We start from the raw sequence: 15,673 nt of genomic DNA on the forward strand, positions 1-15,673 counted from the left end.
GACTCCTGTCAGGACTGCATTTCGCTGGCGAGTAATTTCACCAAGCGCCCTGCCGGCATCGGCCGCGCCCGGGCAAATCCGGTGCCGGCCCACATCGACATCAATTCGGTATCGCCACTGACAGCCGCCGCCGCGCGGATCGGGCCGGTGAGCGCATTCTGGATCGGGTAAGGCGGCACTTGCGCCTCGACCGCGGCCATCTGCTGCATGAAACGGTTATCGAGGCCGCGTGCATAACGTCCCGAAAAGCTGCGCGTCAGGCGCGTGCTGCCGACGCCCGCCAGCAGGCGCGCCTTGTAGGCCGGATGCGTCGCCGCTTCGTCCGTGACCAGGAAGGCAGTGCCCATCTGCACCGCGCGGGCGCCGAGCGCCAGCGCGTGCCGGATATCGGCGCCATCCATGATGGCGCCGGCGGCGATCACGGGAATCGACACCGCCGCCGCCACCCGTGGCCAGAGTTCTGTCGCTGTCAGCGTGGCATTTTCCTGGCCGCCAATAAAGGTGCCGCGATGTCCGCCCGCCTCGACTCCGGAAGCGACCACCGCGTCCGCCCCGATCGCTTCCCAGGCCAGCGCTTCCTCGACCGTGGTCACGGTGCCGATGACCAGGATGCCGGCCGCATGCAGCCGTTCCACCTGGCCGCGCTCGAGGATGCCGAAAGTAAAACTGGCGGCCGCCGGGCGCAGCGCCACCAGGGTGTCGAACTGGGCCGCAAAGTCTTCATTCCATTTTTTCGGCCGCGGCAAGCTGCTCCAGCCGAGGCTAATCCATACCGGGCGCAGCAACTCCACGGCGCGCTCGACCTCGTCGTCGCTCGGCGCCGGCGTGCTCTGAACAAAAAAGTTCAGCAGGAAGGGCCGGCTGGTGAGCGCGCGGATGCGTTCGACCGCCTCCTCGATCGCCTGGGGAGACAGCAGAGAGCCCGGAAACGCACCCAGGCCACCCGCATTCGACACGGCAGCGACCAGCTCGGGCGTGCAAGCGCCCCCGGCCATCGGCCCCTGAATGACCGGAATTTCGAACAGCGTATCGAATGTCATGGTTTCTCCGCTCTGCAGTGTCGGTTCACGAAAGCAGCTTACCAGATCGTAAACTTCGCGCCAGAGGGCCAGCTGTGGATAAGGTTCTTGATATCCACAGGTACCGTTTGTGCAAAAACCGGGCTTTGCACGGCTTCCAAAATCTTGTCCAGTTTTGCCAAGGCGGCGGTACATGGGCAAACCCCGGCTTATACAGCGCGTAAGCCGATGATTTCTCATCCGTTAACCGACTTATCCACAGAAAAGGGCTGTTGTTAACACTATTACTAAATTTGTATACAGGCTTAAGTTGTAAACCTGAACAACGGCACGCGAAGAAAATCGAAAATTTTTTTTCCGTGCAGACCTCGGTTGCTTGGCTTGATGCCTCGAGGCGGCTGTGGACAAAGGCATGTATATCCACAGGAGCAAATGTGCAGAAACGGCTTCGTTCAAGCTCGCGACAAATCTGTCCGCATTCCGTGCAAGGGCGATACAGCGCTTGTCCGGCACATCCCACATCGCGTAAACCCTTGAGCCTGTGGAGAAAATTGGTCTTATCCACAGTTCAGGGGGATGCTTACTACTACTACCAGTTTTGTATACATCTCTTGTTATTAAATAGATGCACCAGGCGAAGTTCAAGAAAGCTACGTGAAGGCCGGTGGCTGATTGAGCGCTGAATTGTTTGGCAGGAAATAGAAATGGCGAATGCTGGTGGTCATGGAACCACTGGGTTGTGCAACTGGTCGACAGCGTGGGCTCGAGAGCCCACCCTACAACTGCAAAGTTCAACTGAGCTAGGGTGGACCGGGCCACGAGAGGCTCCTGAGTCCACGCCGTACGGGCCTAAATCCAGCCGCAAAACCCATCCGCCCTGTGGACAAACCCATGCATATCCACAGCACCAGATGTGCAAAACCACGTTTACTGCAGACAAGGCATTTGTTCTCCACCTTCCGTGCCGGGCCGATACAATCCTTGTCCCGCCCGTTTGGCGCCAGCTAAACTGTTGATCTTGTGGAGTAAACCGATCTTATCCACAATAAAACCCGCGTTTACTACTACTACCAGTTTTATATATACCTTTATTACTGTAAACATCTGAAAGCGCGGAAAAGCAGGACAAGTCGCTTTCAGCCTACCAACACCAGTCAACAAAAAAATATGCGTCTCGGGATCATCAGTGCATTGTCTGAAGAACAGCAGGGGCTCGTGGAAGCCATGGAAGGGGCCTACAAGCTCATCCATGGTCAGCGCGAGTACTGGGTCGGAAAGCTCTGGGAAATCGACGCTGTGTGCGTCCTGTCGCGTATAGGCAAGGTTGCCGCGGCCATCACAGCCACCACGCTTGTGGAAAAGTTCGGTGTTACCCACATCCTGTTTACCGGGGTTGCCGGTGCTGGCGACAAAACGGTGCGTGTCGGCGATATCGTGGTGGCCGAATCGCTGGTCCAGCACGACATGGATGCCAGTCCCCTATTTCCGCGCTTCGAAGTGCCGCTGACGGGCATCACGCATTTCCCGGCCGACCACGGGCTCGGCACGCGCCTGGTCGACGCGGCCCGGGCTTTCCTCGACGAGGATTTCGAGGCAGCCATCGATGCGCGCGAAAAAACGGTGTTCGGCTTGCTGCAACCGCGGATCCACCGCGGCCTGGTTGCCAGCGGCGACCAGTTCGTCAACGAGCGCGCGCACATCAACAGGCTGGGCGAGGCCCTTCCCGGGCTGGTGGCGGTCGAAATGGAGGGGGCGGCAGTGGCCCAGGTGTGTTACGAGCTTGGCGTGCCCTGTGGAGTGATCCGGACGATTTCGGACAATGCCAATGAAAACGCGGCCACCGACTTCATGCGTTTTGTGAAGTCAGTGGCCGCGCAGTATGCTTTTCACATCGTCAGGCGCTTTTGCCTGCCGATGGAAAGCGCTCAAGCGAGCAGGGAATCGGCCGGCACGTAGGCGTAGCCCAGGGTTTCCGCTACGGCCTGGTACGTCACCTTGCCCAAGCCCACGTTCAAGCCATTGCGCAGGTGGACGTCTTCCTGCAATGCACGCTGCCAGCCCTTGCTGGCCAGCGCTACCGCATGGCCGATGGTCGCGTTGTTCAGCGCGAAGGTCGAGGTGCGTGCGACGGCGCCCGGCATGTTTGCCACGCAGTAGTGCACCACGCCATCGACGATGAAGGTCGGCTCGGCGTGGGTCGTCGCGTGCGAGGTTTCGAAGCAGCCGCCCTGGTCGATCGCCACGTCGACCACGACCGCGCCTTTTCTCATGCGCGAAATCATGTCGCGCGTGACCAGCTTCGGCGCCGCCGCGCCCGGCACCAGCACGCCGCCGATGACCAGGTCGCTCGCCAGCACGGCTTCTTCGATGGCCTGGGCATTCGAATACACGGTGGCGATGCGGTTGCCATAGACCAGGTCGAGCTGGCGCAGGCGGTCGACGTTCTTGTCGAGCACGGTCACTCTGGCGCCGGTGCCGACCGCCATCTGCAGCGCATTGGTGCCGACCACGCCGGCGCCGATGATGACCACGTGGCCTGGCGCCACGCCCGGCACGCCGCCCAGCAGCAGGCCCATGCCGCCCTTCGATTTTTCCAGGTGGGCGGCGCCGGCCTGGATCGACATGCGCCCCGCCACTTCGCTCATCGGCGCGAGCAGCGGCAGACCGCCGCCCTGGCCGGTAATGGTTTCATAGGCAATGCAGACTGCCCCGGACTTCACCAGCGCCGCGGTCTGTTCCGGATCCGGCGCCAGGTGCAAATACGTGTACAGGATTTGCCCTTCGCGCAGCATCGCGCATTCGTTCGGCTGCGGCTCCTTGACCTTGACGATCATGTCGGCGCGCGCGAACACTTCCTGCGCCGTCTCGACGATGGAGGCGCCGGCGGCCAGGTATTGCTCGTCGAGCAGGCCGATCTCGCTGCCGGCGTTCTTCTGGACGATCACTGCATGCCCCCGTGCGACCAGCTCGCGTACGGAAGGCGGGGTCAGGCCGACCCGGTACTCGTGGTTTTTTATCTCTTTTGGAACGCCAACTAGCATGTCTTCCTCCGTTTTTGACTTATGAATTCACTCATTAAGCTACACCATCATTACAGCCCCAGGGTCATCAGGCTTGCGTTGCCGCCAGCGGCGGTCGTGTTGACACACAGGGCACGTTCCGCCACCAGGCGCCACAGGGCAATCGGCGCCGCACCCGTGGTATCGGCGATCGGGACGATCGCACCCGAACGCGCCGCCAGTTGCGAGCGCAGCTCGCCTTCCAGGCCGGTTTCGACCAGCGCAAGCTGGACATCCGACTGCATCACTTCCTGCACCCCGACGAAACGGATGCGGTCCTTGACTTCGCGCGGCAAATCGTCCGGCACCTCCAGCGCGCCAGTGACCAGCACCAGGGCCCGGTTGCCGGTTGCCATCGCCGCTGCCAGTTGATTCAGCATGCCCGCGGTCGACCTGGCCGCGCACAGCACCACGCCGCGCGGGCTGAAGGAGAGGCTGTTGCGCTCGCCGGTAGGGCCTGGCAAGTCGATGCTCAAGCCGTTCAGCTGGGTACGTGCATATTCCTGGCCCAGGGTGACCAGGTGTTCATGGCCGTGGGTGCGCGCCCAGACCATCAGTTCGTCCAGTGCGGCATACGGTTGCCGGTTCTGTTCCGGCACCAGCCCGGAATGCGGCGACGCGCTGCGCTGCAGGCGCTTGATGTAGAGCGGACCGCCGGCTTTCGGGCCGGTACCGGATTTGCCCTCGCCACCGAAAGGCTGGACGCCGACGATGGCGCCGACGATGTTGCGGTTGACGTAGATATTGCCGACATGGGCGCGGCTGACGATGAAATCGATGGTTTCATCGATGCGCGAATGCACGCCCAGGGTCAGGCCGTAACCGGTGGCATTGATCGAATCGATGACCTTGCCAAGGTCGGCGCGGCGGTAGCGCACGATGTGCAGCACCGGACCGAAGACTTCCTGTTTTAATTCAGCCAGGGAACCGATTTCGAGCACGGTCGGCGCGACGAAGGTGCCTTGCGCGGCCAGGCTGCTGGGTAATTCCAGCGCAAAATGGTTTTTCGCAGTGGCGCGCATGCGCTCGATATGGGCCAGCAGGTTGCGCTGGGCCTCGGCATCGATCACCGGGCCGATGTCGGTGGCCAGGCGGTCGGGGCTGCCGACGCGCAGTTCCCCGAGTCCGCCCTTGAGCATGCGAATCGTCTTGTCGGCAATGTCTTCTTGCAGGAACAGCACGCGCAGCGCCGAACAACGCTGGCCGGCGCTGTCGAAGGCCGAACTCAACACGTCCTGCACCACCTGTTCCGGCAGCGCCGACGAGTCGACGATGAGAGCGTTCTGGCCGCCGGTTTCCGCTACCAGCGGGATATCGATGCCTTCTTTTTCAGCACGTTGCGCCAGCGTGCGGTTGATCAGTTGCGCCACTTCCGTCGAGCCGGTGAAGATCACCCCTTTTACCCGCGCATCCGCTGTCAAGGCGGCACCGACGACTTCACCGCGGCCCGGCAGCAATTGCAGGGCGGCAGCCGGAATGCCGGCTTCATGAAACAGTTGCACGGCGCGGTAAGCAATCAGCGGCGTCTGTTCGGCCGGTTTTGCCAAGACGACGTTACCGGCGGCCAGCGCCGCGGCGACTTGCCCGGTAAAAATCGCCAGTGGAAAATTCCACGGGCTGATGCAGGTGATCGGACCCAGCGCTTCAGCCTGGGGCGCGTGCTTCACCTGCGCCGCGTAGTAACGTAAAAAGTCGACCGCTTCGCGGATTTCGGCGATCGCGTTCGGCAGCGATTTGCCGGCTTCGCGCACGGCCAGGGCCATCAGTTCGGCGTAGTGTTCTTCGAACAGGTCGGCGGTTCTCTCGAGCATGGCGGCGCGCTCGGTGTTGAGCTTGCCTTGCCATGCGCCGGCGAAGGCGGTGGCCGCCTGGAGCGCTGTGTCGACGTCAAGGGCGGACGCGTCCTGCACATGACCGACGCGATCGGCCGATTGCGCCGGATTGGTGATGGCTTGCCTGGCGGACGGGACGAACGGGCCGGCAATCAACGGCGTCGCGTCGTAACTGCGCTGGCGCGACAGTTCGGCGCCCAGCACGCGCAGCGCGTCTTCATTGGTCAGGTCGATGCCGGCGGAATTCTTGCGCTCGGCGCCGAACATGGCGCGCGGCAGGGCGATGCCGGTATGCGGCAGGCCGGCGGCGGCGCGCGCGACCTCGAAGGGATCGTTCAGCAGCGTGTCGATCGCGATTTTTTCGTCGACGATCTGGTTCACGAACGAGGAGTTGGCGCCGTTTTCCAGCAGGCGGCGCACCAGGTAGGCGAGCAGCGTTTCGTGCGAGCCGACCGGCGCATAAATGCGGCAGGGTTTATCGAGGTTGTCCTTGCCGACGACCTGGTCGTACAGCGTTTCCCCCATGCCGTGCAGGCACTGGAATTCATAGTTTTCGACACCGCGCTCCTTCGCCCAGGTGTAGATGACGGACAAGGTGTGCGCATTGTGGGTGGCGAACTGGGCGTAGATGAGCTCGGTCGCGCCCAGCAGTTTGTCGGCGCAGGTCAGGTAGGACACATCCGTGTACACCTTGCGCGTAAACACCGGATAGCCCGGCATGCCGTCGACTTGCGCGCGCTTGATTTCGGAATCCCAGTACGCACCCTTGACCAGGCGCAGCATGAATTTGCGGCTGCTGCGCTTTGCCAGGTCGATCACGTAGTCGATCACGAAGGGGCAGCGTTTTTGATAAGCCTGCACGACCAGGCCGATGCCTTCGAAACCGGCCAGTTCGGGATCAAAAGCCAGCGCTTCCAGCATGTCGAGCGAAATTTCCAGGCGGTCCGCTTCTTCGGCGTCGATATTGATGCCGATGTTGTAGCCCTTGGCCAGCAGCACCAGGCTGCGCACGCGCGGCAGCAGCTCGCTCATCACGCGCGCCGATTGCGCGCGGCTGTAGCGCGGGTGCAGGGCCGAGAGCTTGATCGAAATGCCGGGACCGTTCTTGATGCCGCGCCCGTTCGAGGCCTTGCCGATTGCGTGGATCGCCGCTTCATACGAGGCGTAGTAATTGCGCGCATCGCTTTCGGTGAGCGCCGCTTCGCCCAGCATGTCGTAGGAATACTGGTAGCCGCGCGCCTCGTTCGGCTGGCTGTTCTTGAGTGCTTCCTGAATCGTCTGACCGGTCACGAACTGGTTGCCGAGCATGCGCATGGCCAGGTCGACGCCCTTGCGGATCAGCGGCTCGCCGCCCTTGGCGATCAGGCGCGTCATGGCCGAACCGAGGCCGCGTTCGCTGTTGCTCGAGACCAGTTTGCCGGTCACGAGCAGGCCCCAGGTGGCGGCATTCACGAACAGCGAGGGCGACTCGCCCAGGTGGCTGCGCCAGTCGCCCTTGCTGATCTTGTCGGCGATCAGGCGGTCGGCGGTGGCGCTGTCGGGAATGCGCAGCAGGGCTTCTGCCAGGCACATCAGGGCCACGCCTTCTTCCGAAGACAGCGAGAATTCGTGCATCAGGGCATCCACGCCCGAGGCGCGGGTGCGTTTCACACGCACGCTCGAGACCAGGCGGTGCGCCAGCGCCCGGGCATCCGCACTCGGGCGGGCGCCCTGGGCCAGCAGCCATTGCACGGCCTCGGTTTCGTCGCGGCGGTAGGCGGCGGTGATGGCGGCACGGAGCGGTGTCTGCGCCTGCTTGATTTCCGAGTGAAAAGCGTCAAAGGGAAGGAAGGTGGTGGCCGGGGAGGCGGCGATCTGCATGGTGGGTCTTTACAAGGTCGATTCGAGCCTGAACTCAGGGGTAGGCGCACAGCAAAACGCGCCGACCTGCTGGGCAGCCGGCGCGCGTTTTGGAAGGTGCTTCAATCGTTTGATTGTAAAAGGATTTCTTCTGGATTAATTCTGTTTTTAACGGGCACTAGCAATAGATAGTTTTTGATGCGAGAATTCGACCAAATAATATTAATGTCGGAGAGAGACGGATGCTGGACAAGATTTCCAAGAAGATTCTGGCCGAGTTGCAGAACGATGGACGCATTAGCAACGTCGAGCTCGCTACAAGGGTCAACCTGTCCCCTGCGGCCTGCCTCGAGCGGGTGCGCAAACTGCACGAGTCGGGCTATATCATGGGCTATACGGCCCAGTTGAATCCGCAGCTGCTCGACGTCTCGCTGCTGGTGTTTATTGAAGTCGTCCTCGACCGCACCACGCCGGAAGTGTTCGACGCCTTCAAACAGAGCGTGCAACTGATTCCGGAAGTGCTGGAATGCCACATGGTGGCCGGCGGCTTCGACTACCTGGTCAAGGCGCGCGTCAAGGACATGGCGGCCTACCGCGAATTCCTCGGTAAAACCCTGCTGCAGAAAGGCGTGCGCGAAACGCACACCTATGCGGTGATGGAAGAAGTCAAGAATACGACGAAGCTGCCGATCAGGTAATCAGGCCGCCTGGCGGTCGGCCTTGGTCTGGGTCGCCGTTGCCGCCGTCGCTTCCAGGTTGCTTCTCAGCCAGCGGTGGGCCGGGCTGCGGCCGTCGCGTTCATGCCACAGCATGTCGAGGTGCACGGCCGGCAGTGGAAACGGCAGTTCGCGCCAGACCAGGGATTCCGTCATCCCGGTCGAGACCATCAGGTGCTTCGGCAGCACCGTGATCAAATCCGAATTCGCCACCACCCGTCCCGCGGTAAAAAACTGGTTCACGGTCAGCAGGATGCGGCGCTCGCGGCCCATTTGCGCCAGCGCCTCGTCCACCAGGCCGTGGGCGCGGCCGGAAAAACTCACCAGCAGGTGGTTCGCCGCGCAATACGTGTCGATGTCGAGTTTCGAATTGACCAGCGGGTGGTTCTTGCGCATCACGCATACGTAATGGCCCGAATACAGGCGCTCGTGGCGAATCGGCGAGCCGGTTTCGGACGACAACTGGGCCGCAACGCCCGGGAAAAAGCCGACGGCCAGGTCGATGTCGCCGCGCAGCAGCATCGGGCGCGGTTCGCGCGTGGTCAGCGGCACCATGCGGATATTGACACCCGGCGCTTCGCTCTCGATCGAACGCATCAGCGAGGGCAGCCAGTAGGCGGCGGTGGCGTCGGCCATTGCCATCCGGAAGGTGGCTTGCGCTTTCGAGACATCGAAGGTTTCCGGCATCACGGCCGCTTCCAGCGATGCCAGCGCCGCCCGCACGGCCGGCCACAGGGCTTCGGCACGCGGCGTCGGTTTCACGCCGTAGGCGGTACGGATCAGCAATTCGTCGCCCAGGCTTTCGCGCAGGCGCTTGATCGCATTCGACACGGCCGGCTGGGTCATGGCGAGATGGCCGGCCGCGCGCGTCAGGTTCTGCTCGGTCATGACGGCGTCGAAGACGCGCAGCAGGTTCAGGTCGAGGGTCAAAAAGCTCATGGCGTGTCGCTCGCTGGGCGCTCGCGCGCCGTGATTGGTCTCGGGTAAAGTGTACCCGATTTCATTCACAATCCATATAAAGCCCATCACGAAACGGAATTGGCTTTATATGTTGCGACGCAGTATAGTTCTTTAAAACAATATTTCGTATTTAAAGATCATGTCTCTCAGCGCCAGCCTCGTCCAGTTGTCCTTCCTCCTGCCTTCCATCGCCGAGCTGGTGCGCGCCTCCCTGATCCTGTCGCTGGTGGCAGGCCTGCTGATCTTCTTTCGTCCCCTGCTGACGGGTATCCGTCATGCCTTGCTGCTGACCCTGCGTTCCTGCCTGAACCGCAAGGGAAGGCAGGAACGCCTGAACTCGCCTTAACGCGCATCCTCCAGCAAGCCGGCTGGCGCCAGCGGGCGCCGCCCCGCGCCGCTCGCATCCTGCAGCGGCACTCTCAATTTGAAGATTCCGACCGCCCGCGCCAACTGGGCCGCCTGTTCCTGCATCGATGCCGCCGCGGCCGCCGCTTCCTCGACCAGCGCCGCGTTTTCCTGGGTGCTCAGGTCCATGTCGACCACGTTGCGGCTGACCTGGGCGATGCCGGCGCTCTGTTCCAGGCTGGCGGCGCTGATTTCGGCCATGATGTCAGTGACGCGGCGCACGCTGTCGACCACGTCGCGCATGGCGTTGCCGGCCTGCTCGACCAGCAGGCTGCCTTCGCGTACCCTGGCGCTCGAGTCGCCGATCAAAGCCTTGATTTCTTTCGCCGCGGCAGCCGAGCGCTGCGCCAGGCTGCGCACTTCTCCTGCCACGACGGCGAATCCACGGCCCTGTTCGCCGGCGCGGGCCGCTTCCACCGCCGCGTTCAGGGCCAGGATATTCGTCTGGAAAGCGATGCTGTCGATGACGCCGGTAATGTCGACGATGCGCTGCGACGAGGCCGTGATCGAGCCCATCGTGTCGACCACCTGCGCCACCACGCTGCCGCCGCGCGCCGCCACAGTCGAGGCCTGGGCCGCCAGCGCATTCGCCTGGCGCGCATTGTCGGCGTTCTGCTGAACGGTGTCGGTCAGGGCGCGCATCGAACCGGCGGTGTTGCCGAGCGAAGCGGCTTGCAATTCGGTGCGCGAGGACAAATCCATGTTGCCGCTGGCAATTTCGCTGGAGGCGGCCGCCATCGCCTCGGTACTGCCGCGCACATCGAGGACGATGCGCTGCAGGCTCTCGTTCATGTGGCGCAGCGCCTGCATCACCTGCCCGGTTTCGTCCTGGGTCTCGATGCGGATGTCGCTGGTGAGATCGCCATCGGCAACGCGGCGCGCGATTTTGACGACATGGCGCAAGGGGCGCAGGATGCTGCGCGTAGTCAGCCAGGCCACGCCGAGCGAAATGGCGGCGGCGACGCCGGCCAGCACCAGGATCAGCATTTGGGTGTCATGGGTGGCTGCCGTGGTGCGCGCCAGCGCGGCGGCGAGAGCGGCGCCGGCGGCACCCTGCTCGCCGGCGTTGCCGACCAGGGCCGCCATCTCCGCGTCCAGGTCAGCCAGGCGCAGGTAAGACAAACTGGCCAGGATCACCAGCAAGGAAATGACAATCCCGAAACCGATGGCCATACGCTGGCCGATGCGCAGATTATTGATATTCACCCGACAGTCCCGTCCCCAATTAAACATGCTAAAGCAGCAATATTAATATAGCACTGAAATCTTGTCGAAAATCAAGATTGCTTGATTATTTCGATGGTGCATCAGCACCATGGGGGGAATCAGGATTCGTGCTGGCCGTGTTGACGCTCGATCGCTTCCAGCACGACGTGGGTATCGGCCGACTCGGCCAGCTCGTGGGCTTCGTCATCGACTTTATCCGGTACGTCGGGGGAATCGCGCCGCAATTCCTCGAGCATGGCGATGATCTTGCTGGCCTTTTCTTCTGCCAGCAGGCTGATTTGCAGATGCAGGTGGGCGTTATGCTCAGCCAGTGTCGACATCCGGTTCTGGCGGATCAGCACGGTGGTGGAAATCAGCAGGGCATTGAGGCCGATAAAGCCTTGCAGCCAGAAGAAGGGCGGCTCGTCGAACTGGGTAAAGCCGAACCCAGGTGCAATCAGGTTCCAGGCAATCCAGCAGACGATGAAAACCATGTTGCCGACCACATAAGCCGGGCTGCCGAGATAATGGCTCGATTTCTCGACAATGGCCTGGGAACGGGATACCCGCTCTTCATTGCGTTCGTAATGCGCGGCAATCGTACCGAGGTTTTCGTTGACCGAATTCGGTAGCCGTGTCGCCAGATCGTCTGTTTCACCCATCCGGGAAGATTAACATGGGGCGGCAAAGGGCCGCCCACGCCTGGCGTGCGGCGTGGGGCCTCGCCCAGCAGGTCTCAGGCGGCGTTCCTGGCGGCCGTCAGAAGTTCGAACTTGGCCTGCAACTCATCGCGCGTTTCGCGCCAGGCGGGATCGAAGGGGATGCAGGCAACCGGGCACAGCACCTGGCAGGTCGGTTCGTCGAAGTGGCCGACACACTCGGTGCATTTATGCGGGTCGATCTGGTAGATCTCCGCGCCCATCGAAATGGCGTCGTTCGGGCACTCGGGCTCGCAAACGTCGCAATTGATGCATTCGTCGGTAATGAACAAGGCCATGGTACTGCTCTACTCTCGGGGGTAATTCTCGGATGTTCAGGCTGGGGGCGGCGCCAGCGAAGCGATTTTCGTTTGCAGCCAGCGGTCGACCGAAGGGAACACGAATTTCGAGACGTCGCCGCCCAACATGGCGATTTCACGCACGATGGTGCCGGAAATGAACTGGTACTGGTCGGACGGGGTCAGGAACAGGGTTTCGACGTCGGGCAGCAGGTAGCGGTTCATGCCGGCCATCTGGAATTCGTATTCGAAGTCGGACACGGCGCGCAGGCCGCGCACGATCACGCGCGCATCGTGCTTGCGCACGAAATCTTTTAACAGGCCGGAAAAGCTTTCGACTTTCACGTTCGGGTAATGGCCCAGCACTTCGTTGGCGATTTCCAGGCGTTCTTCGAGCGAAAAGAAAGGCTTCTTGTTCTTGCTGTCGGCAACGCCCACGACCAGGGTCTCGAACAAACCGGACGCGCGGCGGACCAAATCTTCGTGGCCGCGGGTGAGCGGGTCGAAAGTACCTGGATAAACGGCTACAACCATTGCGGCTCCCTGGAGATACACCTGTATAGAAAGGCGCATTATGCCTGAAAATCCGGCACTCGCCCCTGCACGGGACCCTGCGTGCCCGCAAATTGGGCGGAATTATCCGGCCGATGCCTTGTTTTGGTGCAATCTTAAAAGCTGATAAAAGACCATCCCAGCCTTGTCGGCGCGCAGTTGTTCCCAGGGAGAGAGCCAGTCGGGCGCTGCTTCACCAAAGGGCAGCGCGCCTTCCGCCTCCACGAATACCAGGCCGCCCTCTTTCAGCAGCGGCAGGCAGGCCGGCAGCGCTTGCGCGACCAGGTCCTGGCCGTAGGGCGGATCGAGGAAGATCAGGTCGTAGCGCTGGCCACGGCTGGCCATGTCGCGCGCAAGGGCCAGGGCGTCGCCGCGCAGCGCATGGACGTTCACCGCTTTCAGCATCTCCTTGTTCGCTTCCAGCTGGCGCACAACGGGGCCGTGGGAGTCGATCATCGTTACCGCGCGGGCGCCGCGACTGGCCGCCTCGAAGCCGAGCGCGCCGCTGCCGGCGAACAGGTCGAGGCAATCGACCTTGTCCCAGTCGCCCCCCAGCTGGTGGTTGATCCAGTTGAAAACGGTTTCACGGACGCGGTCGGGGGTCGGACGCAGGCCGAGCGCATCGAGCACCGGCAGCAGGCGCCGTTTCCAGGCGCCGCCGATGATGCGCACCTGTTGCGGAGCCAGGCGCGGGCGGCCATGCTGGCCCTGTGGTGATGGGGGTCGTTTTTGCATGGCGCGCACTATAGCAGAACGGCTATTTCGCTTCCCGGGCCAGGCTGTTGAAGTCGTCGATCCAGCCCTGCATGCGTTTCTGGGCGTGCGCTTTCTGGCTCGGGGTGGCGATGCGGATCGCGGCCAGGATGTAGGTCGCGGTGCTGTTGGCGTAGTTGTCATAAAAAGCCTTGCGGTCGGGCGCGTCCATGCGGCCGAAGAATTCGCGCATCAGCGCCGTGATCATGGCCGTGGTCTGCTCCTTGCTCGGCTTTTCCTGCTGCACCTTGCGCGCCAGGGCCAGGATTTTTTTCTGGCGCAGGATGCGTTCTTCGAGCCAGATGTTGCTGTCGAGCGGACGCGCGTCCGAGGCGCGGCGCAACTGCGCTTCCTGCTCGTTGCTGAAGCCGCCGAACCAGAGTTTGAATTGCTCCATCGATTTGTCGAAGCGCGCTTCCTGGCGTTTCTCGACACTGCCGCCCACGAACTTGCGGCGGTATTCCTCATTCTTCTTGTTGAACCGCTCTTCCATCTGGCGGATCTGGTCGGGCGTGAGCGAGCGCGCCAGGTCGACCATGTCGGGCACGGCGCGCATCGCCAGGGTCTCGGTGCGGCTGCGCACTTGCTTGTAACCGGTCAGCAAGTCGGCCTGGGTCGGATTGCCGGCCAGCTGGCGCTGGAAGCCGGTCAGCAGCGCCGCATAATCCTGTAACTGGGTTTTGCGGTGCCATTGAAACAGTTCTTTGATGTCACGTTTGACCCAGTCGGACTGTTCCCCTTCAAAGTCGACATATGCGTCCAGCCACCAGTACAGTAGGGTGTCGCCGTTGTTGTAGCTGAGACGAATCGAGCTGCAGGCAGCCGTCAAGGCGATCAGTGCGATCAGGAACAGCGCACGCGTGCGCTGGAACAGGGGTTGAGGCATGCTAAACTTTTCCATCTTTTAACTTTTCTTGAGTACGGCTTATGAATGTTGTCATCCTTGCCGCCGGCATGGGGAAGCGGATGCAATCCGCCCTGCCAAAAGTCCTGCATCCGCTGGCTGGAAAGCCGCTGCTGCAGCACGTTATCGATACGGCCCGTGGCTTGACGCCAAGTAAATTATGCGTGATTTACGGGCATGGCGGCGCAGCCGTGCCGGAAATGGTCGCCGGCCTCGCCGCTGAAGGGCAAGTAGCGATCGATACCGCCCTGCAACAGCCGCAGCTGGGCACCGGCCACGCCGTGATGCAGGCCGTGCCGCAGCTCGACGAAAGCGTGCCGACCCTGGTGCTGTATGGCGACGTGCCGCTGACTACCGAGGCCTCGCTGCGCCGCCTGGTCGAGGCCGCCAGTCTCGACAAGCTCGGCATTCTGACCGTCGAGCAGGCCAACCCCTTCGGGCTGGGCCGCATCGTGCGCGAAGATGGACGCATCGTGCGCATTGTCGAAGAAAAAGATGCCAGCGAGGCCGAACGGGCGATTCGCGAGATCAACAGCGGCATCATGGTGATCCCGACCCGCCACATGAAACGCTGGCTGTCTTCCTTGTCGAACAAGAATGCCCAGGGCGAGTACTACCTGACCGACATCGTGGCGAAAGCCGTGCTCGAGGGCGTGGCGGTGACGTCGGTGTCGGCCACAGCCGAATGGGAAGTGGCGGGCGTGAACAGCAAGGTCCAATTGGCCGAGCTCGAGCGCCGCCACCAGCTCAACATCGCCAACGCCCTGTTAGAGCAAGGCGTCACCCTGATGGATCCGGCGCGCATCGACGTGCGCGGCGAGCTGATCTGCGGGCGCGATGTCACCATCGACGTCGGCTGCGTCTTCGAAGGCCGTGTCGAGCTCAGCGATGGCGTCAAGGTGGGCCCGCACTGCGTGCTGGTCAACGCCAGCGTCGGCGCCGGCGCGCACATCAAACCGTTCTGCCATATCGAAGAGGCAGTGGTCGGCGCCCAGTCGCAGATCGGCCCGTATGCGCGCCTGCGCCCGGGCACCGAACTCGGCGAAGATGTCCACATCGGCAACTTTGTCGAAGTGAAAAACAGCCAGGTCGCCGCGCACAGCAAGGCCAACCACCTGGCCTATGTCGGCGACGCGACCATTGGCTCGCGCGTGAACATCGGCGCCGGCACCATTACCTGCAATTACGACGGAGCAAACAAGTTCCGCACCGTGATCGAGGATGACGCCTTCATCGGCAGCGACAGCCAGCTGGTGGCCCCGGTCACCGTCGGCCGTGGCGCCACGCTCGGCGCCGGCACCACGCTGACGAAAGACGCGCCGGCCGGCAAGCTGACCATCTCGCGTTCCAAGCAGATGACGATCGAAGGCTGGGTCCGCCCAGTGAAAACGAAGAAGTAATCCACCGCCTGTCCACTGCCCCATACACGGG

14 protein-coding genes are annotated in these 15,673 nt (G+C 62.3%); 4 read left to right on the forward strand and 10 right to left on the reverse strand.

Annotation, left to right across the window (positions count from 1 at the left end; all coding sequences use genetic code 11):
- Positions 1-8 precede the first annotated feature (8 nt).
- Entirely contained in the window at positions 9-1,040 is a 1,032-nt protein-coding gene (locus AC56KZ_RS12940; RefSeq protein WP_497162581.1) for an NAD(P)H-dependent flavin oxidoreductase, read from the reverse strand.
- Positions 1,041-2,186: 1,146 nt separating this feature from the next.
- On the opposite strand from AC56KZ_RS12940, the gene AC56KZ_RS12945 reads away from it, so the two are divergent.
- On the forward strand, positions 2,187-2,975 hold the full coding sequence (locus tag AC56KZ_RS12945; protein ID WP_497162582.1) for a 5'-methylthioadenosine/adenosylhomocysteine nucleosidase: 789 nt from the start codon (positions 2,187-2,189) through the stop codon (positions 2,973-2,975).
- Here AC56KZ_RS12945 and ald read toward each other — a convergent pair.
- Both ald and putA read right to left on the reverse strand, forming a co-directional pair.
- Complete coding sequence (ald, locus tag AC56KZ_RS12950) at positions 2,945-4,060, reverse strand: alanine dehydrogenase (protein ID WP_497162583.1); 1,116 nt, start codon at positions 4,058-4,060, stop codon at positions 2,945-2,947. The genes AC56KZ_RS12945 and ald overlap by 31 nt on opposite strands.
- A 50-nt stretch (positions 4,061-4,110) precedes the next feature.
- Positions 4,111-7,770, reverse strand: a complete 3,660-nt coding sequence (gene putA, locus AC56KZ_RS12955; RefSeq protein ID WP_497162584.1) for a trifunctional transcriptional regulator/proline dehydrogenase/L-glutamate gamma-semialdehyde dehydrogenase — start codon at positions 7,768-7,770, stop codon at positions 4,111-4,113.
- A gap of 221 nt (positions 7,771-7,991) precedes the next feature.
- Between putA and AC56KZ_RS12960 the strand changes: the two genes are divergently transcribed.
- Positions 7,992-8,447, forward strand: a complete 456-nt coding sequence (locus AC56KZ_RS12960; RefSeq protein WP_056340766.1) for an Lrp/AsnC ligand binding domain-containing protein — start codon at positions 7,992-7,994, stop codon at positions 8,445-8,447.
- Here the strand turns inward: AC56KZ_RS12960 and AC56KZ_RS12965 are convergent, their stop codons facing one another.
- A complete protein-coding gene (locus AC56KZ_RS12965) occupies positions 8,448-9,404 on the reverse strand; it encodes a LysR family transcriptional regulator (RefSeq protein ID WP_497162585.1) in 957 nt (318 codons plus the stop codon).
- Positions 9,405-9,564: 160 nt separating this feature from the next.
- On the opposite strand from AC56KZ_RS12965, the gene AC56KZ_RS12970 reads away from it, so the two are divergent.
- The gene (locus tag AC56KZ_RS12970; protein WP_497162586.1) at positions 9,565-9,771 is read left to right on the forward strand and encodes a hypothetical protein; all 207 of its coding nucleotides are present in this window, start codon (positions 9,565-9,567) and stop codon (positions 9,769-9,771) included.
- Here the strand turns inward: AC56KZ_RS12970 and AC56KZ_RS12975 are convergent.
- The 6 genes from AC56KZ_RS12975 to AC56KZ_RS13000 all read right to left on the reverse strand — a co-directional run bounded on the left by AC56KZ_RS12975 (position 9,768) and on the right by AC56KZ_RS13000 (position 14,224).
- Positions 9,768-11,036, reverse strand: a complete 1,269-nt coding sequence (locus AC56KZ_RS12975; protein WP_497162587.1) for a methyl-accepting chemotaxis protein — start codon at positions 11,034-11,036, stop codon at positions 9,768-9,770. The two genes, AC56KZ_RS12970 and AC56KZ_RS12975, sit on opposite strands and share 4 nt — an antisense overlap.
- A 119-nt stretch (positions 11,037-11,155) precedes the next feature.
- Positions 11,156-11,698 carry a DUF1003 domain-containing protein gene (locus AC56KZ_RS12980; protein ID WP_497162588.1) on the reverse strand — a complete coding sequence of 181 codons (543 nt, stop codon included), beginning with the start codon at positions 11,696-11,698 and terminating at the stop codon, positions 11,156-11,158.
- Between the two features lie 74 nt (positions 11,699-11,772).
- Positions 11,773-12,033, reverse strand: a complete 261-nt coding sequence (locus AC56KZ_RS12985) for a YfhL family 4Fe-4S dicluster ferredoxin (RefSeq protein WP_497162589.1) — start codon at positions 12,031-12,033, stop codon at positions 11,773-11,775.
- 36 nt (positions 12,034-12,069) lie between these two features.
- Positions 12,070-12,567 (reverse strand): pantetheine-phosphate adenylyltransferase, encoded by a 498-nt coding sequence (coaD, locus tag AC56KZ_RS12990; protein ID WP_497162590.1) that lies wholly within the window; start codon positions 12,565-12,567, stop codon positions 12,070-12,072.
- A gap of 102 nt (positions 12,568-12,669) precedes the next feature.
- A complete protein-coding gene (gene rsmD / locus AC56KZ_RS12995) occupies positions 12,670-13,320 on the reverse strand; it encodes a 16S rRNA (guanine(966)-N(2))-methyltransferase RsmD (RefSeq protein WP_497162591.1) in 651 nt (216 codons plus the stop codon).
- Positions 13,321-13,342: 22 nt separating this feature from the next.
- Positions 13,343-14,224 (reverse strand): DUF6279 family lipoprotein, encoded by an 882-nt coding sequence (locus AC56KZ_RS13000; RefSeq protein ID WP_497162592.1) that lies wholly within the window; start codon positions 14,222-14,224, stop codon positions 13,343-13,345.
- Between the two features lie 41 nt (positions 14,225-14,265).
- On the opposite strand from AC56KZ_RS13000, the gene glmU reads away from it, so the two are divergent.
- On the forward strand, positions 14,266-15,642 hold the full coding sequence (glmU, locus tag AC56KZ_RS13005; RefSeq protein WP_497162593.1) for a bifunctional UDP-N-acetylglucosamine diphosphorylase/glucosamine-1-phosphate N-acetyltransferase GlmU: 1,377 nt from the start codon (positions 14,266-14,268) through the stop codon (positions 15,640-15,642).
- Positions 15,643-15,673: the final 31 nt, after the last annotated feature.

It is taken from the genome of Telluria sp. LT2P34 (assembly GCF_059685915.1).